Annotated in this window: 18 protein-coding genes; 14 read left to right on the top strand and 4 right to left on the bottom strand. The window is 68.4% G+C overall.

Annotated elements, in window-relative coordinates:
- Positions 1-25: 25 nt before the first annotated feature.
- The 3 genes from CFB82_RS16190 to CFB82_RS16180 form a co-directional block, all read right to left on the bottom strand.
- Entirely contained in the window at positions 26-571 is a 546-nt protein-coding gene (locus CFB82_RS16190; protein ID WP_089446510.1) for a hypothetical protein, read from the bottom strand.
- Positions 572-782: 211 nt separating this feature from the next.
- Complete coding sequence (locus CFB82_RS16185; RefSeq protein WP_089484645.1) at positions 783-1,628, bottom strand: tetratricopeptide repeat protein; 846 nt, start codon at positions 1,626-1,628, stop codon at positions 783-785.
- Between the two features lie 8 nt (positions 1,629-1,636).
- The gene (locus CFB82_RS16180) at positions 1,637-3,706 is read right to left on the bottom strand and encodes a bifunctional 2',3'-cyclic-nucleotide 2'-phosphodiesterase/3'-nucleotidase (RefSeq protein ID WP_089484644.1); all 2,070 of its coding nucleotides are present in this window, start codon (positions 3,704-3,706) and stop codon (positions 1,637-1,639) included.
- Between the two features lie 292 nt (positions 3,707-3,998).
- On the opposite strand from CFB82_RS16180, the gene CFB82_RS16175 reads away from it, so the two are divergent.
- From CFB82_RS16175 to CFB82_RS16130, 10 genes are all read left to right on the top strand, one after another.
- Complete coding sequence (locus CFB82_RS16175; RefSeq protein ID WP_089484643.1) at positions 3,999-5,123, top strand: MlaE family ABC transporter permease; 1,125 nt, start codon at positions 3,999-4,001, stop codon at positions 5,121-5,123.
- Positions 5,120-6,034: an ABC transporter ATP-binding protein gene (locus CFB82_RS16170; RefSeq protein ID WP_069248967.1), complete on the top strand. Its 915-nt coding sequence runs from the start codon at positions 5,120-5,122 to the stop codon at positions 6,032-6,034. The genes CFB82_RS16175 and CFB82_RS16170 overlap by 4 nt, the downstream gene beginning before the upstream one ends.
- A 17-nt stretch (positions 6,035-6,051) precedes the next feature.
- The gene (locus CFB82_RS16165; RefSeq protein ID WP_069248966.1) at positions 6,052-6,981 is read left to right on the top strand and encodes an MlaD family protein; all 930 of its coding nucleotides are present in this window, start codon (positions 6,052-6,054) and stop codon (positions 6,979-6,981) included.
- 23 nt (positions 6,982-7,004) lie between these two features.
- On the top strand, positions 7,005-7,643 hold the full coding sequence (locus CFB82_RS16160; RefSeq protein ID WP_441300174.1) for an ABC-type transport auxiliary lipoprotein family protein: 639 nt from the start codon (positions 7,005-7,007) through the stop codon (positions 7,641-7,643).
- 19 nt (positions 7,644-7,662) lie between these two features.
- On the top strand, positions 7,663-8,814 hold the full coding sequence (locus CFB82_RS16155) for a VanZ family protein (protein ID WP_089446506.1): 1,152 nt from the start codon (positions 7,663-7,665) through the stop codon (positions 8,812-8,814).
- Between the two features lie 144 nt (positions 8,815-8,958).
- Positions 8,959-9,276, top strand: a complete 318-nt coding sequence (locus CFB82_RS16150) for a (2Fe-2S) ferredoxin domain-containing protein (RefSeq protein WP_011694422.1) — start codon at positions 8,959-8,961, stop codon at positions 9,274-9,276.
- A 13-nt stretch (positions 9,277-9,289) separates the two neighbouring features.
- Entirely contained in the window at positions 9,290-9,934 is a 645-nt protein-coding gene (locus CFB82_RS16145) for an alpha/beta hydrolase (RefSeq protein ID WP_034198940.1), read from the top strand.
- Positions 9,935-10,422: 488 nt separating this feature from the next.
- Complete coding sequence (locus CFB82_RS16140) at positions 10,423-11,736, top strand: D-alanyl-D-alanine carboxypeptidase family protein (protein WP_069248964.1); 1,314 nt, start codon at positions 10,423-10,425, stop codon at positions 11,734-11,736.
- 48 nt (positions 11,737-11,784) lie between these two features.
- The gene (locus CFB82_RS16135; RefSeq protein WP_089484642.1) at positions 11,785-12,711 is read left to right on the top strand and encodes a D-amino acid aminotransferase; all 927 of its coding nucleotides are present in this window, start codon (positions 11,785-11,787) and stop codon (positions 12,709-12,711) included.
- Positions 12,711-13,019: an HP0495 family protein gene (locus tag CFB82_RS16130; protein WP_057928637.1), complete on the top strand. Its 309-nt coding sequence runs from the start codon at positions 12,711-12,713 to the stop codon at positions 13,017-13,019. The genes CFB82_RS16135 and CFB82_RS16130 overlap by 1 nt, the downstream gene beginning before the upstream one ends.
- A 21-nt stretch (positions 13,020-13,040) precedes the next feature.
- Here CFB82_RS16130 and CFB82_RS16125 read toward each other — a convergent pair whose 3' ends face one another.
- Positions 13,041-14,030, bottom strand: coding sequence for a transcriptional regulator GcvA (locus CFB82_RS16125; protein WP_089446503.1), 990 nt, complete (start codon positions 14,028-14,030; stop codon positions 13,041-13,043).
- Positions 14,031-14,132: 102 nt separating this feature from the next.
- Between CFB82_RS16125 and CFB82_RS16120 the strand changes: the two genes are divergently transcribed.
- The 4 genes from CFB82_RS16120 (at position 14,133) to tauA (ending at position 17,556) form a co-directional block, all read left to right on the top strand.
- On the top strand, positions 14,133-14,459 hold the full coding sequence (locus tag CFB82_RS16120; protein ID WP_039346529.1) for a DUF2917 domain-containing protein: 327 nt from the start codon (positions 14,133-14,135) through the stop codon (positions 14,457-14,459).
- Between the two features lie 84 nt (positions 14,460-14,543).
- The gene (gene lipB, locus CFB82_RS16115) at positions 14,544-15,302 is read left to right on the top strand and encodes a lipoyl(octanoyl) transferase LipB (RefSeq protein ID WP_089484641.1); all 759 of its coding nucleotides are present in this window, start codon (positions 14,544-14,546) and stop codon (positions 15,300-15,302) included.
- Positions 15,295-16,287: a lipoyl synthase gene (lipA, locus tag CFB82_RS16110; protein WP_039346279.1), complete on the top strand. Its 993-nt coding sequence runs from the start codon at positions 15,295-15,297 to the stop codon at positions 16,285-16,287. The genes lipB and lipA overlap by 8 nt, the downstream gene beginning before the upstream one ends.
- A 252-nt stretch (positions 16,288-16,539) precedes the next feature.
- Positions 16,540-17,556 carry a taurine ABC transporter substrate-binding protein gene (gene tauA, locus CFB82_RS16105; protein ID WP_089484640.1) on the top strand — a complete coding sequence of 339 codons (1,017 nt, stop codon included), beginning with the start codon at positions 16,540-16,542 and terminating at the stop codon, positions 17,554-17,556.
- Positions 17,557-17,572: the final 16 nt, after the last annotated feature.

Genomic DNA, 17,572 nt, shown 5'->3' with positions numbered 1-17,572 from the left:
GAGCGGCGCCGCAGCGCCGCACCGCTCAATGCTTTTCCATCCGCTCCAGCGCCTTGATGTCCTCCTCGGACGTCATTTCGCAGGCCAGCAGCGTCTTGCCCTTCAGCGCCGGGCCCTGGCGGGCCGACACGAGGATCAGCGCGCCGCCCGGGCCACGGACCGTCAGCCGGCGCGAATAGCCGACGGACGACGCACCCAGCAGGTGGCCCTTCTCGAGGGTGAGCTGGTAGCGTTTCGCGAGCTGATCGGCCACCTCGCCGTCCACGAGCACGCCGATCCCGGTACTGACGAACACGACCTGCTGCGTCGTGAAGCCGTCGCGGTGGATCGGCTCCGGCAGGCGATAGACCGCGGCACCCAGCATCGACTCGTCCGGTTTCGGATCGGCTGCCTTGGCGGTGTTGTAGATCGAGTCCATCAGATCCGACGTGAACGGCGGCTTGCAAAGCGCGGCGTTGAAGATGTCGGGCTGGGCGGGCGGCGCGGCGAGTGCGGTGAGCGGTGCGCCGGCAATGACGAGGGCGACGGCGCCGACGGCAGCGGCACCAAGCCTGGAAAGGCGATGGGACATGGATGCAGTTCTCTCAGGTTTTATTGTGAGGCTGCATGTTAATGCATTGCCGCGTGTCGAACGATCGACGTGGAGCAGCCGGATGGCGGCAATGCAACAGGCGCGTACGCCCGCGCCCCCGATCGATTCCGTTGTCGGGCAATCGATGCGCGGGGCGTCGGGGCATGCGCGTCATGCAGCCAGCGTGATGCCGGTGCGTGCGGACGAACCGTTACGGCGCGACGACCGGGTGCTTCAGCGCGTGCGCGGTCTCGATCCACTGCGCGTGGAACTCGTCCGCGTCGGGCTTGAGCCCGAGTTCGCCGTTGCGATAGGCCATCGCGAGCGTCTGCACGGCTTCCGGCAGTTCGTGCTCGGCGGCGCGGCGATACAGCGCCAGCGCGCGCGCCTCGTCGCGCGGCACGCCGCTGCCTTCGCGGTACGCGTTCGCGAGCATGAAGTCCGCGGCCGGGATGTCCGCGCGCGACGCGGCGTCGAACCAGTGCGCGGCCTGCACGGGATCGGCGGCGACGCCGTAGCCGCTGCGATAGATCAGCCCGAGGTAATACGCGGCGGCCGGGTCGCCCTGCGCGGCCGCTTCGCCGAGCAGCGTGCGGGCGCGTGCGTAGTCCTTCGGCATGTCGCTGCTGCCGAGCAGCAACGCCTTGCCGAGCGCGAGCTGCGCGCGCCGGGCGGCCGGCGCGTCGGCCTTGCTGTCTGCCGCCGCGGCCGTTTCCAGCCAGCCGCGTCCCTCGTCGCGCAGCCCCGGTTCGCGCGCGTCGACGAGCGCGATGCCGAGCGCCGCCTGCGCGTCGCCCGAGCCGCGGCGCGCCAGCGTGCGCAACTGCGCGAGCGCATGCGGCTCGGTGGCCTGGGTGACCATCGCCTGCCACTCGTCGAGCTGCGCGGCGCTCGGCGCGGGGCCGGCGCCGCGCAGGCCGGTCGCCGCGACGACGGCCGCGACGGTCACGGCCGCCGCCGCGAGCAGCGCGGCCGGCGGGAGTTTCGCGCGCAGCAGGCGCCGCGCGGCGGCGGCGAGGCCGGTTTCGGCCGGCCGCATCGTCCGGATCGGTTGCATCGCGGGTCTCATTGCGTGAGGTCGATTTCGTAGGTGGCGAGGTTCTTGCCCGAGCCGTCGTCGGCCGCGACCTGCGTGATGCCGGTCAGGCCGGCCGCCGCCGCGTCGCCGAGGCGGTTCGGCGCGGACGCGAACTGCACGTGCGCGACCGAGCTCGCGAGCTTCGTGAAGCGCCAGCTGCGCTGCGCGCCGTCGGCCGTGCGCGTGATCGCGCCGCGCTTCTTGATGAACGCGATCAGCACGTCGCGGTTCGCATCCGGCGACGCGAAGATCGTCTTGCTGCCGTCGAGGCCCGGGAAGTTGCCGCCGCCGCTCGCGCGGTAGTTGTTGGTCGCGACGATGAACTGCGCGTTCGGGTCGATCGCCGCCCCCTTGTACGTCAGGTTCCTGATCCGGCTGCCGACCGGCTGCGTGACGTCGATTTCATACGCGAGATCGGCCGACGTGAACATGTCGAAGTTGTAGCCGGGGAACGTGCTGACGAGCGGCTGCACGGTCGCCTTGGTGGGGTCGATGCGGTTGAAGCGCTTCGCGGCCGTTTCGAGCCAGTTCTTCACGTCGGCGCCGCTCACCTTCACCGCGTACACGGTGTTCGGGTACAGGTACAGGTCGGCCGCGTTGTTGATCGCGAGCGCACCCGGCGCGACGTCGGTGTAGTCGGTGCCGCCGCCGAAGCCGCTCTTGAACGGCGCGCTGACCGACAGCACCGGCAGCGACGCGTATTGCGGCAGGTTCGCCTGCACGTAGGTCTTCACGTAGTCGGCCTGCGCCTCGTTGACGATCTGGATCGCACCCGGGTCGCCGACATCGGCGAAGTACGAGTTCATCCGGTAGTCGGTCGAGCCGATCGGCGTCTTCACGTAGTCGATCGTCGCCTGGTGCTCGGCGGCGATCGCGGCGGACACGGACGGATCGGCCGCGACGTAGCTCTTGTCGGCGTTCTGGATCGGTCGCGCCTCGACGGTGGTCTGCGACTTGTCGACGCTCCACGTCTTGCCGTCGAACTTCAGGCCGAGCTTGATCACGCCGAGGTGCTTGCCCCAGTAGTTGGCCATCACGGTCGGCACGCCGTTGACGGTGCCCTTGACCTTGTCGACGCCCGGCAGATTGAACTGCGACACGGTGCTGTTCGCGTCCGGGAACACCTGGTGCGAGTGGCCGATCAGCATCGCGTCGATGCCGGTCACCTTCGACAGCCACCAGCTGCCGTTCTCCATCGTCGGCGAATACGCGGAATTGTCGAGGCCGCCGTGCGAGATCGCGACGACGAGATCGGCGCCCTTCGCGCGCATCTCCGGAATGTACTTCTCGGCGGCTTCCTTCAGCCCGGTCGTGTAGACCTTGCCGTCGAGCCAGCGCTTGTCCCAGCTCATGATCGCGGGCGGCGTGAAGCCGATGATGCCGATCTTCACGGGCGCGCTGACCGTCTTGCCGTCCGGCGTCGTCGCGGTCACGGTGCGGGTCAGGATCGTGTACGGCGTGAACAGCGGTGCGTTGGTCTTCGCGCTGATCACGTTCGCGAGCACCTGCGGGAAGTTCGGGCCCGCGCACTTCTTCTGCTGGGCCGGCGCCGGCAGGCCGTCGACTTCGAACGTGTTGCCGGTCACCTGCGACAGGTACGGCAGCCCGTAGTTGAATTCGTGGTTGCCGATCCCGCCGCCGTCGAATTTCGCCGCGTTCATCACCTTGTAGATCGCGAGCGTCTGGTCGCAGCCGACCGGCTTCACGAGCGCCTGATAGTCCGACAGCGCGGTGCCCTGGATCGTGTCGCCGTTGTCGAGCAGCAGCGTGTTCGGGTACTGCTTGCGCGCCTGCGCGATCAGCGTCGACACGCGCTCGAAGCCGAGCGAATTGTCGGCGGCGAGCTTGAAATAGTCGTACGACAGCACGTTGGTGTGCAGGTCGGTCGTCTCGAGCAGCGCGAGCGTGGCCGTCGTGCCGACGGGCGCCTGGGCCTCGGGCTGCGACGGCGGCGTGGCGGTGACGTCGTCGCCGCCACAGGCGGCGAGGATGAAGGCGAGGCTGGCGAGCGCGGCGATGGCCGGCACGCGACGGCGGGAAAGCAGGGGGAGACGCATCGGTTGTCCTGTTCGGTGTTCTGTTTTATGGAATGCGAGGGTCGCAACGCATGGCGGCGCGGGGCGCCGACGGCCTGATGTGCGGCGCGTGAGAGTATCGAAAGGAATCGTGACGGAAGAATGAAAGGTGACGAAGCCGGTAACGGGCAGGGGGCGGCGGCTGCCACGCGCACCCGGGGCGGGCGTGTCCGGGCAGCCGCCCCCGGCTGGGCGCCCCACGGAAATCCTCACGTCGCGTCATCGGGCGGTTCGCTACAATGGCCGCTGTCACCTTTTTGCAAACAACCTGCCCTTGGACTTCGAGACTCCTCCCGGCCTGTCGGTCGACGCCGGCGGCCAGGGCCAGACGGTGCGCCTGTACGGCCAGTGGACCGCGCTCGCGCTTGCACGCAATCGCGGCGCGGTGGCGCGCCGTGTCGCGAGCATCGCGTCCGGGCGCGTGAGCGAATGGGATCTGTCCGGCATCGAGCGGCTCGACCACGTCGGCGGCCAGGCGCTGTGGCGCGTGTGGGGCCGCAAGCTGCCGGCCGGCGTCGCGCTGAGCGCCACGCAGCGCACGATCTTCGAGCGCATCGAGCGGCTCGACAGCGCGCGCGAGGCGCCCGAGCGCGTGGTGCGCTACGGCCCGATCGCGCGCTTCGGCTTCATGCTGTTCGCGTTCGGCGAACACCTGCAGGGCGGCATCGCGATGTTCGGCCTCGTGATCCTCGATGCACTGTCGGTGCTGCGCCGTCCGAAGACGATGCCGTGGAAGGAAACCTCGGCGAACATCTACAGCGCCGGCGCGCAGGCACTGCCGATCACCGCGCTCGTCGCGTTCCTGATCGGCATCGTGCTCAGCTACCTGTCCGCGCAGCAGCTGCAGATGTTCGGCGCGAACCGCTACATCGTGAACATCCTCGGGCTGTCGGTGATCCGCGAGCTCGGCCCGGTGCTGTCGGCGATTCTCGTCGCGGGCCGCTCGGGCTCGGCGATCACCGCGCAGATCGGCGTGATGCGCGTGACCGAGGAGCTCGACGCGATGCGCGTGATGGGCATCCCGCACGGGCTGCGGCTGATCCTGCCGCGTGTGCTCGCGCTCGGCATTGCGATGCCGCTGCTCGTGATGTGGACCAACATCATCGCGCTGACGGGCGGCGCGCTCGCCGCGAAGCTCGTGCTCGGCATCGACGTCAACTATTTCGTGCGCTCGCTGCCGGGCGTCGTGCCGATCGCGAACCTGTACATCGGGGTCGGCAAGGGTGTCGTGTTCGGCATGCTGATCGCGCTGGTCGCCTGCCATTTCGGCTTCCGGATCAAGGCGAACTCGCAGAGCCTCGGCGAAGGCACGACCACGTCGGTCGTGACGTCGATCACGGTCGTGATCCTCGCCGATGCGGTGTTCGCGATCCTGTTCCAGAACGTGGGGCTCGGATGAACGCATCGAACGAAACGACCGCGCATGCCGCGGCCATCGGCGCCGGGTCGGTCGGCAACCGGCCGGGCGCGGCGGCCGATGATGGCGACTTCGTGATCGAGGTCCGCAACCTGACCAAGCGCTACGGGCGCAACATCATTCACCAGAAGCTCGACTTCGACGTGCGGCGCGGCGAGATCGTGTCGATCGTCGGCGGTTCGGGCTCCGGCAAGACCACGCTCGTGCGGCAGATCCTCGGCCTCGAGCGGCCGACGTCGGGCACGATCAAGGTATTCGGCGAGGACACGGCGACGATCGACGACGCGAGCGCGCGGATGATGCGCACGCGCTCCGGGATGCTGTTCCAGCAGGGCGCGCTGTTCTCGTCGATGACGGTGTTCGACAACGTCGCGCAGCCGCTGCGCGAGCTCGGCCGCGTGCCGCCGGACCTGCTGCACGACATCGTGATGCTGAAGCTCGAGATGGTCGGGCTGCCTTGCAAGCACGCGTCGAAGATGCCGGCCGCGCTGTCGGGCGGGATGGTCAAGCGGGTGGGCATCGCGCGCGCGATCGCGCTCGAGCCCGAGCTGCTGTTCCTCGACGAGCCGACGGCCGGCCTCGACCCGCAGGCGTCGGACGAATTCGTCGAGCTGATCGCGACGCTGCACCGCACGCTCGGGCTGACCGTCGTGATGGTGACGCACGATCTCGACACGATGGTCGCGCTGTCGACGCGCGTCGCGGTGCTGGCCGACCGCAAGGTGCTGGTCGCCGCGCCGGTCGAGGAGGCCGCGAACGTCGACCATCCGTTCATCCACGAATATTTCCTGGGGCTGCGCGGGCGCCGCGCATTGCAGGCGCTGCCGCCCGAGCGGCGCGCGAAGCTGCCGAAGGCGGCCCTCGAACCGGCGCTGTCGAGCGTCGAGCTGTAGAAGCAAGGAACCCGCGAATGGAAAACAAATCACATGCGTTCTGGGCCGGCCTGTTCACGATCGCGCTGACGCTCGCGATCGCGGGCACCGTGTTCTGGTTCAACGTCGACCGCACCGTGCGCGTGCCGTACGACCTGCTCGCGCGGACCAACGTGACGGGCCTGTTCCCGGACGCGGCCGTGCGCTTTCGCGGCCTCGACGTCGGCAAGGTGCAGTCGATCGGTTTCGATCGCACGCACCCAGGCCAGATCCGGATCCGGATCCTCGTCGATCACGACGCGCCGATCACGCAGTCGACCTACGGCAGCCTCGGCTTCCAGGGCGTGACGGGCATCGCGTTCGTGCAGCTCGAGGACACGGGCCGCGACCTGGCGCCGCTGCCGTCGTCGCCGAAGGCGATCGCGCAGATCCCGATGCGGCCGAGCCTGTTCGACCAGATCCAGGAGCGCGGCGACGTGCTGCTGCGGCAGCTCGAAATGGCCGCGAAGAGCGCGAATGCGCTGATGTCGCCCGAGATGCGCGAGCAGTTGCGCGCGACCGCCGAAAGCCTGCAGCACGCGGCCGATGGCGCCGCCACGCTGACGAAGCAGCTCGGCCCGGCGGTCACCGCGCTGCCGGAAACGATGCACGAGGTGAACCGCGCGATGGCGTCGGCGAACACGCTGCTGCAGCCGAACGGGCCGCTCGTGTCGAACCTGAACAAGGCCGGCACGGCGGCCGAGCAGATCAGCGTCGCGCTGAACGGTCTCAACACGCGCGTGCAGTACGACACGCTGCCGCGTTTCAACGCGCTCGCCGGCAGCGTCGGCGACGCCTCGCGGCAATTGAAGGACGTGGCCGGTGAACTTGGCCGCAATCCGCGCAGTCTGTTGTTCGGTTCGCCCGGCGCGGCGCCGGGGCCCGGCGAGCCGGGCTTCGTCTGGCCGGGTGCGACGGCCGGGCAGTGACACCCATCGAAACCGGAAACATCATGCAGGAACACGCCATGCCACGAATCCTTGACCGCGCGCTGCGTCCCGCCGCGGCCGCGCTTGCCGTGCTGACGCTGGCGCTCGCGGCCGGCTGCGCCGGCAACAGCGCGGTGCTGTCGAATGTCCGCTACGACCTCGGGCCGGCCACGTCGGTCGTGACCGCAGGCCCGGGCCCCGCGCTGAAGGTGCTCGACGTCGCGGCACCCGACGCGCTCGACTCCGACAAGTTCGCCTACCGCCTCGCATACGTGGACGCGCAGCACGTGGCCGTCTATCGCGACAGCCGCTGGACCGCGCCGCCCGCGCAACTGCTCACGCAGCGGCTGCGCGGGGCATTGTCGTCGCGCGGCACGGTGCTCGAAGGATCCGACGGCGTGCGCGCGCCGACGCTCAAGGTCGACCTGAACGAATTCGAGCAGGTGTTCGACGGCCAGTCGCAGAGCCACGGCGCCGTCACCGCGCGCGCGACGCTGATGCTGGACGGCAAGGTGCTCGGCCAGCGCACGTTCGTTTCACGCGCGCCGTCCAGCACGCCGGACGCGGCGGGCGGCGCCCGCGCGCTTGCGACGGCGAGCGACGAGCTCGTGTCGCAGATCGCCGCGTGGGTCGGCATGCAGGCGTACGCGGGCACGCCGTGACGCGTGCCGCGCAGCCGCGATGAGCGCGACCGGCACCCCGCGTGCATCGCCGCTCGCGCGGCAGGCCTTTGCCGCTTACGCGGCCCTCATCGTCTACGCATCGCTGTATCCGTTCGCGGGATGGATGTCGCTCGGCATCGGGCCGTTCGACTACCTGTTCGCGCCGATGCAGCGCTACGTGACCGCATTCGACGTGGTCACGAACGTGCTCGGCTACATGCCGTTCGGCGCGCTCGCCGTGCTCGCGCTGCACCCGCGCTGGCGCGGCGTGGCCGCGACGCTGATCGCGGCCGGGCTCGGCGTGCTGCTGTCGGGCGCGATGGAGGCGCTGCAAACCTACCTGCCGACGCGCGTCGCGTCGAATCTCGATCTCGCGGCCAACGCGCTCGGCGCGCTGCTGGGCGCCGCGCTCGTCGCGCCGGCCACCGGTGCGCTGCTCGATCGCGGCGCGCTGCGCCGGCTGCGCTTCGCGTGGTTCGAGGACGACGGCGCGACGCCGCTGCTGCTCGCCGGGCTGTGGCCGTTCGCGATCCTGTTTCCGTCACCGTTCCTGTTCGGCATCGGCGACTGGCCGGCCGCGCTGTGGGAGCGCGCCGACGCGTCGATGCAGGACGCGCTGCTCGCGTGGCTGCCGGCCGCGTGGCGCGTGGGCGAATGGCCGGAGCGCGTCGACGGCTGGCTGTCCGACTCCGCGTGGGAGGCCGCGCTCGGCGGGCTGATGCTGTTCGCCGCGCTGACGATCGCGTCGCTCGCGATGCGGCCGCGCGCGCCGCGCATCCGGCTCCTGATCGCGCTCGTCGTCGCGACGCTCGTGCTGAAGGCGGCGGCGACGTTCATGCAGTCGGCCACCGGCCTCGTCGTCGTATGGGCGACGCCCGGCGCGCGGCTCGGGATCGAGCTCGGTTTCGCGGCCGCGCTCGTCGCGCTGCACGTGCCGGCGACCTGGCGCGCGACGCTTGCGGCGCTCGCGCTGCTGGCCGGCGTGGCGCTCGTGAACCTGCTGCCGGTCAATCCGTTCTTCGACTTCACGCTGTCGGGCTGGCGGCAGGGCCGCTACGTGCACTTCAACAGCCTCGCGCGCTGGCTCGCGTGGATCTGGCCCTACGCGGCGCTGATCTGGCTCGGCCAGCGCGTCGAGCACGCATGGCTGCCGGCAGCGTTGCGCCGGTGACGCGGGGGCATCGGCGCGGCCGGGGTGCTATCGCGGGCAGCGACACGTGCCGCTCGCTATAATCGTCCGCATCCTCCGTTGCCCCGCGCAGCGGCAACCGCTCCTCTTTCCGCACGGCCTCGCGCCGGGCCGCTCGTCACCATCATGGATTCCTACTACCAGCACCACGTCTTCTTCTGCCTGAACCAGCGCGAACCGGGCGCCGAACGCCCGAGCTGCGCGCAATGCGACGCGCAGACCATGCAGGAATACGCGAAAAAGCGCGTGAAGGAACTCGGCCTCGCGGGGCCCGGCAAGGTTCGCATCAACAAGGCCGGCTGCCTCGACCGCTGCGAGGAAGGGCCCGTGATGGTCGTGTATCCGGAGGGCACGTGGTACACGTACGTCGACCAGGCCGACATCGACGAGATCGTCGAATCGCACCTGCGCGACGGCAAGGTCGTCGACCGCCTGAAGATCTGAGCGGGCCGGCCGAATGAACGTTCATACGCAGAAGTCGCTGATCGCGGGCCCGGTCGGGCAGATCGAAATCGCCGTCGACCTCCCCGACGCCGTGCGCGAAAGCGGCGCCGCGCCGCGCGGCATCGCGCTCGTCGCGCATCCGCATCCGCTGTTCGGCGGCACGATGGACAACAAGGTCGCGCAAACACTGGCGCGCACGCTCGTGCAGCTGAACTACGTCGTGTTCCGGTCGAACTTCCGCGGCGTCGGCGCGACCGAAGGCGTGCACGACAACGGCACCGGCGAAGCCGACGACCTGCTCGCGGTGCTCGCGCACATGCGCGCGCAGCCCGCGTATGCGGACCTGCCGCTCGTGCTCGCGGGTTTCTCGTTCGGCACCTTCGTGCTGTCGCACGTCGCGAAGCGCCTGCGCGATGCGGGCGAGACGATCGAGCGGATGGTGTTCGTCGGCACGGCCGCGAGCCGCTGGCAGGTGGCCGACGTGCCCGAGAACACGCTCGTGATCCACGGCGAAACCGACGACACGGTGCCGATCGCTTCCGTGTACGACTGGGCGCGGCCGCAGGAACTGCCGGTCGTCGTGATCCCCGGCGCCGAGCATTTCCTGCATCGCAAGCTGCACGTGCTGAAGCGCATCATCGTCGACGCGTGGCGCTAGCCTCCGTGGGGGTGCCGGCATGACGCCGGCAGCCTGCGTCGCTTCTTGCACGTGACCTCCGGCCCTCGCCCGAGGCGCGCTTTCTCCCCCCGCGACATCGCGCCGCACCGTGCGGCGCGATTCGATTTCCACCCCGCCTGCGCATGCCTTTCGCCCACCTTCGCGTGCGATGACGGGCCGCTTGCCGTCACCTCGCGTCCGATGCGGATGTGCAACTGTCCGGCGCCAGGTTCGCGAAAACGCCCTGCGCGGCCACGTATAATGGCCGGATTCCGCGTCGCCCGCGGCCCGGCTGGGCCCATTGCGGCGCTCGTTTCGCCGCCTTCCGCCCGCTCGTGACGGCCGCGAACCGAACGCGTCCGCACGAGTCCAACCGGCGCGTTTCGCGTCGCCCGACGATGTCGGGCGAGTGCCCGAAACGCCCGCCGCCTTGCCGTTCAACCCTGCGCGTTTCGCACCGCACTTTCTGCCATCAGCCTGAATCGATCATGCGTCTGTCTCCCCAAGGCCTCAAGTCCCTCGCTTCCTCCATCGCCTTCGGCACCGCCGCGCGCAACGTCGCGCTCGGCGTGATGCTGCCCGTTGCGCTCGCATCGACGATCGTCGTCGCCGAGGCGAAGCCGGCCGCCAAGGCCAAGGCCGCGCATGCGGCGCCGGCCGCCACCGAGCAGTTCACCGGCGCGCCCGCGACCTACATGCCGGGCGCGGTGCCGCCGCCGGGCGTGAATGCGCGCTCGTGGGTGCTCGTCGATGCGACCAGCAACACGGTGCTCGCATCGGGCAATGCCGATGAACGCGTCGAGCCTGCGTCGCTGACGAAGCTGATGACGGCGTACCTCGTGTTCGAGGCGCTCGACAAGAAGAAGATCTCGATGGAGCAGATCGTCACGCCGAGCGAAGCCGTGCGCCGCGTCGGCCGCGACGAGTCGCGCATGTTCATCGAGGCGAACAAGCCGGTGTCGGTGCACGACCTCGTGTACGGGATGATCATCCAGTCGGGCAACGACGCCGCGATCGCGCTGGCCGAACTCGTCGGCGGCAGCGAAGGGCAGTTCGTCACGCTGATGAACGACGAGGCGCAGCGCCTCGGCATGAAGGGCACGCACTTCGCCGACGTGAACGGCATGCCCGACCCGAACCACTACACGACGGCCGGCGACCTCGCGAAGCTGTCCGCGCACCTGATCCGCGATTTTCCGCAGTACTACGGCATCTTCTCGGAGAAGGAATTCAAGTACAACAACATCCGCCAGGGCAACCGCAACCGCCTGCTGTGGCTCGACCCGACGGTCGACGGCCTGAAGACGGGCCATACGCAAGCGGCCGGCTACTGCCTGATCGCGTCGGCGAAGCGCGCGATTCCGGGCGTGGACGGCCAGCGCCGCCTGGTGTCGGTGATGATGGGCGAGCAGAAGGAAGGCGAGCGCACGCAGGACAGCATGAAGATGCTGAACTACGGCTACAGCGCGTTCGACTCGGTGCGCCTGTTCAAGGGCGGCCAGGCGATGTCGACGCCGCGCATCTACAAGGGCAAGGACAACACCGTGCAGGTCGGCGTGAAGGCCGACCAGTGGGCGACCGTGCCGCGCGGCCTCGGCGACAAGATCAAGACGGAAGTCGACGTCAACGCGCCGCTGATCGCGCCGCTCGCGGAAGGCCAGCAGGTCGGCACCGTGAAGATCGTCGCCGACGGCAAGACGCTGTCGGAATTCCCGGTCGTCGCGCTGCAGGCCGTGCCGGAAGCGGGTATCTTCGGGCGTATCTGGGACTCGATCCTGCTGATGTTCAGCAAGAAGAAGTAAGTACGACGGGCCTTTATTTTTGCGACTTCATCCCCATCTGACATAGCTATGAGCCAAGCCGAATTCGAACCGATCGTCTACCTCAGCGTCTCGTCGCAGGAGGAAATGGTGCCGCTGTCCGAAGCCCGTGTACCGGTGCTCGACCGCGGGTTCATCTTCGGCGACGGCGTGTATGAAGTCGTCCCCGTTTATGCGCACGACGGCGCGCACGTGCCGTTCCGGATCGAACAGCATCTGGCACGGCTCGAGCGCAGCCTGAAGAAGATCGGCATCGCGAGCCCGCACGACGACGCGGGCTGGCGTGCACTGATCGAGCGCGTGGTCGCGGCGAATGCCGAAGGGCTCGGCGCGGCCAACGCGCTCGTCTACCTGCAGGTGACACGTGGCGTCGCGAAGCGCGGCCACGCATTCCCCGCGAACGCGGTGCCGACGGTGTTCGTGATGACGAGCCCGCTGCGCCTGCCGTCCGCCGAGGAGCGCGCGCGGGGCGTGCGTTGCGTGACGGCCGAGGATCGTCGCTGGCTGCATTGCGACATCAAGTCGATCTCGCTGCTCGGCAACGTGCTGATGGCGCAGCATGCGGCCGAACGCGATGCGTTCGAGACGCTGCAGCTGCGCGACGGCAAACTGACGGAAGGCTCGTCGTCGAACGTGTGGATCGTGAAGAACGGCGAGCTGTTCGCGCCGCCGCGCAGCAACAAGATCCTCGAAGGGATCCGCTATGCGCTGATCGAGGAACTGGCCGACGAATGCAAGATCCCGTTCGTCGCACGCGAGATCAGCGAAGTGGAGTTGCGCGCAGCCGACGAAATCATGATCACGTCGGCCACGAAGGAAGTGCTACCGGTTACGTCGCTCGACGACCTGCCCGTGCAGGGCGGCAAGCCGGGCCCCGTATTCGCGGCGTTGTATGACGCGTACCAGCGCGCGAAAGCGCGCGAGTTTGAACAGTTTGACCTAACCCGGAGAAAATGATGAGCGAACCGACCAAAACCATCGAGGTGACCGGCGCGATCGATACCCGGAAGGAGTCGCTGCTGGAGTTCCCGTGCGATTTCCCGATCAAGATCATGGGCAAGGCGCACCCGGAGTTCAAGGACACGATCTTCAAGGTCGTCGCGGTTCACGACAACGAGATCGATGTCGAGAAGATCGAGGAGCGCGCGTCGAGCGGCGGCAACTACACCGGCCTCACGATCACCGTGCGCGCGACGAGCCAGCAACAGCTGGACGACATCTATCGTGCACTGACCGGCCATCCGATGGTCAAGGTCGTGCTCTAACGGACGTTCCGGCGCCCGGGGTCAGCGCAATCGGCCGCTGATCCCTTTCCATCCTCCCTCCAGTGCGCACTCGGCGGGGCATTTCCCCGCCGCGCGCCGCGCGTCCAGTTCGTCGCACAGCCGCTTGTATTCGGCGACTTCCTGAAGCAGCCAGGTCCTGAACGCCTGCACGCGCGGCGTGTTCAGGAGCGGCGGCGGACACACGAAAAAATAGTGCCACGGGCTTGGCCCGTCGATGTCGAACAGGCGCACGATGCGCCCGTCGAGCAGGTCGTGCACCGCGAGCGAGCGGCGCACGAGCGCGATGCCCTGGCCGTCGATCGCGGCCAGCAGCAGGTTCGACGAATCCTGGTACAGAATCCCCCGTTTCGGCTCGGTCAGCGTCTTGAGCCCGGCCGCGTCGAACCACGGCCGCCACAGCTCGTCGTCCGAGCGCAGCAGGTTGTAGTGCACGAGATCGGCGGGCGTTTGCGGCAGCTTGCCGCCGTTCAGCGTCGGCGCACACGCGGGAAAGAACACCTCGTCGAACAGCGGCTCGACATGCAGCCCCGGATAGTTGCCTTGACCGAAGCGGATCGCGATGTCGACGTCGTCGCGTGCGAAATCGGTGAGCGAGTTGGTCGACTGCAGCTCGACGTCGATTTCCGGATGCCGCTCGATGAACGTGCCGATGCGCGGCGTGATGAAGCGCGCGGCGAACGACGACAGCATCGACACCACGAGCCGCCGGTCGCGGTCGCTCGCGCGCACGTCGCGGGTCGCGTCGGCGATCACCATCAGCGCGGTGCGGATCTGCTGCGCGTAGCGCATGCCGGCGTCGGTCAGGCACAGCCGCTTGCCGTTGCGCGTGAACAGCTGCACGCCGAGCTCCTCCTCGAGCGCGCGGACCTGGTGGCTGACCGCGCCGTGCGTGACGAACAGCTCGTCGGCGGCGCGCGAGAAATTCTCGTGACGGGCGGCGGCTTCGAATGCGCGAATCGCGTTCAGCGCAGGTAGCTGGCGGAGGTCCATTTGCTAATTTTCCTCACATCGACGTGAAAATTGGTCGTTTTGTCGGACGCCTTGGAGTGACTACGATTGTAGCCATCGAAGCACTTATTGGCGGAGTCGATCATGCAAGAAATCTCTTCAAGCATCACGTTCGAAATCCCCGCGGGCGAAACCGTGCCGATGAAGGTACAACGCAGCACGCGGCTGATCGTTCAGAGCGGGCCGGTGTGGGCGACGCGCAGCAACGACGTCAACGACTACTTCCTGGTCGACGGCGAAACGCTGAAGCTGCGCCGCGGCGAGCGGCTGTGGCTCAGCGCGGAAGGCCGGGAGGGCACGCGCGTGGCGTTCTCGGTGTCGCGGCCGCCCCGGGAAGTCGCGCTCGGCGGGCTGGCACGGCTGCGCGAACGCCTGACCGCGCTGCTTCACGACGGATGGCGCACCGTCTGACCATCATTTCCTCCGACGGATACCGGCGATCCGTCCCCCTCCCCAGGCCGGCGAGACCCACGGGTTTTCGGTAAACTACCGCCCATGTCCGTTTCGCCGGTTTCCATCGTGTCCACGCCTGTTGCCGTTTCCGCATCGCCCGCCGGGTCCCCGGATCAGCCGGCCCCGCCGGTCACCGTGCGGTGGCGGGGCGTCGAGACCTACGAGGCGAGCTTCGACGCGATGCGCGCGTTCACCGACACGCGCACGGCCGACACCGGCGACGAGATCTGGCTGGTCGAGCACCCGCCCGTCTACACGCTCGGCCAGGCCGGCGACCCGGCCCACCTGCTGGTGGCCGACAGCGGCGTGCCGCTCGTGAAGGTCGACCGCGGCGGGCAAATCACCTACCACGGCCCCGGCCAGATCGTCGCGTACCTGCTGCTGGACCTGCGCCGGCGCAAGCTGATGGTGCGCACGCTGGTGACGAAGATCGAGGAGGCCGTGATCGAAACCCTCGCGGCGTATAATCTCGCTTCGGTCCGCAAGGCGGGCGCGCCCGGGATCTACGTGGCGTCCGGCGTGCACGAGGGCGCGAAAATCGCGGCCCTTGGCCTGAAGATCCGCAACGGCTGCAGCTATCACGGGCTGAGCCTGAACGTGAAGATGGATCTGCGCCCGTTTCTTGCGATCAACCCGTGCGGCTATGCCGGACTGGAAACTGTCGACATGGCGAGCCTCGAGGTTGCCGCCGACTGGAACGACGTCGCCCGCACGCTGGTGCGCCGTCTGATCGCCAACCTCGACGGCGCATCCGCGGCCGCCGACAAGCCGCAGGCACTGGAACAACATTCGAATGACTGACGTTACCGCTTCCCCCGCACCGGCCGATTCGGCCGCGACTCCTGCCTACGATCCGACCGCCAAGCAGAAGGCGCAGGCGAAGACGGCGCGCATCCCGATCAAGGTCATTCCGATCGAGAAGCTGAAGAAGCCCGAGTGGATCCGCGTGAAGGCGGCCACCGGCAGCTCGCGCTTCAACGAGATCAAGACGATCCTGCGCGAGCACAACCTGCATACGGTGTGCGAGGAAGCGAGCTGCCCGAACATCGGCGAATGCTTCGGCAAGGGCACAGCGACGTTCATGATCATGGGCGACAAGTGCACGCGCCGCTGCCCGTTCTGCGACGTCGGCCATGGCCGCCCCGATCCGCTGGATCCGGACGAGCCGAAGAACCTCGCGCGCACGATCGGCGCGCTGAAGCTCAAGTACGTGGTGATCACGAGCGTCGACCGCGACGACCTGCGTGACGGCGGCGCCGGCCACTTCGTCGAGTGCATCCGCGAAGTGCGCGAGCAGTCGCCGGAAACGCGCATCGAGATCCTGACGCCGGACTTCCGCGGCCGTCTCGACCGCGCGATCTCGATCCTGAACGCCGCGCCGCCGGACGTGATGAACCACAACCTCGAAACGGTGCCGCGCCTGTACAAGGAAGCGCGCCCGGGTTCGGACTACGCGCATTCGCTGAAGCTGCTGAAGGATTTCAAGGCGCTGCATCCGGACGTCGCGACGAAGTCGGGCCTGATGGTCGGCCTCGGCGAAACCGAAGAGGAAATCCTGCAGGTGATGCGCGACCTGCGCGCGCACGACGTCGACATGCTGACGATCGGCCAGTACCTGCAGCCGTCCGAGCACCACCTGCCGGTGCGGGCGTACGTGCATCCGGATACGTTCAAGATGTACGAGGAAGAGGCGTACAAGATGGGCTTCACGCACGCGGCCGTCGGCGCGATGGTGCGGTCGAGCTATCACGCCGATCTGCAGGCGCATGGGGCCGGGGTGGTCTGAGCGTCCTTGTTTCGTCGTCTTCCGGCGAACCCAAGAAAAGCCCGCAGCGATGCGGGCTTTTTCGTTGGCGCGGCGGCCATCCGCGCCGCCGCACGGCAATCGCCACCCGACCGGACACGCAATCCGGTCGAGCATGGAAAGCAAAGCTGAAACGGCATCGATAGCTTCGCAGGATAAGTTCGCTTCCGCCGCGCGCAAAGCTCCTATAGTCGGCTCTCCCGCAGCAATGCCCGCATTCCGAAGGAGAGCCGCATGTCCCGTTTCAGCTTCATCCGCCGCGCCGTCGTCGCGCTGACCGCCTTTGCCGCGCTCGGCGCGGCGCACGCCGAATCGCGCGAAGTCGTGATCGCGTACCAGGACATGGTAGTGCCGTGGCGCTACGCGCAGGCGAGCGGTGAAGTCGAAAAGGCGACCGGCTACAAGGTCACGTTCCGCAAGCTCGACAGCGGCGCCGACGTGATCCGCGCACTCGCGTCGGGCTCCGTGCAGCTCGGCGAGGCCGGCTCGAGCCCGATCGCGGCGGGGCTGTCGCAGGGGCTCGACATCTCGCTGTTCTGGGTGCTCGACAACATCAACGACGCCGAGGCGCTCGTCGCGCGCAACGGTTCGGGCGTGACGAACGTCGCATCGCTGAAAGGCAAGAAAATCGGCGTGCCGTTCGTGTCGACGTCGCATTTCCACACGCTCGTCGCACTGCAGGCCGCGGGCGTGAATCCGAACGACGTGAAGATCGTCAACCTGCGTCCGCCCGAAGTCGCGGCGGCGTGGGCGCGCGGCGACATCGACGCGACCTACATCTGGGATCCGGTGCTCGCGAAGGTCAAGCAGTCGGGCACCGTGCTGACGACCTCCGGCCAAGTCGCGAAGGAAAGCGGCAAGGCGACCTTCGACGGCTTCGTCGTGAGCCGCAAGTTCGCGCGCGAGAACCCCGAGTTCGTCACGCGCTTCGTGAAGGTGCTCGCGGCCGCCGATGCCGACTATCGCACGCATGCCGCTGCGTGGAAGGTCGGCTCGCCGCAGGTCGCGGCGGTCGCGAAGGTATCGGGCGCGAACGCGCAGGACGTGCCGGCCAGCCTCGCGCTCTACGCATTCCCGACGGCGGCCGAGCAGGCGTCGCCGACGTGGCTCGGCGGCGGTGCGCAATCGGGCGCCGCGAAGTCGCTCGCGGCGACCGCCACTTTCCTCAAATCGCAAGGCACGATCCAGACGGTGCTCGCCGACTATTCGGCCGGCGTCGATCCGCAGTTCGTGCAGAAGGCCGCGCGCTGAGCGCGGCGATCATCGC

Source organism: Burkholderia sp. HI2714, from assembly GCF_002223085.1.
GTDB classification, from domain to species: domain Bacteria; phylum Pseudomonadota; class Gammaproteobacteria; order Burkholderiales; family Burkholderiaceae; genus Burkholderia; species Burkholderia lata_D.
The sequence above is the reverse complement of the archived record's forward strand: the minus strand, read 5'-3'. Positions and strand labels throughout refer to the sequence as shown.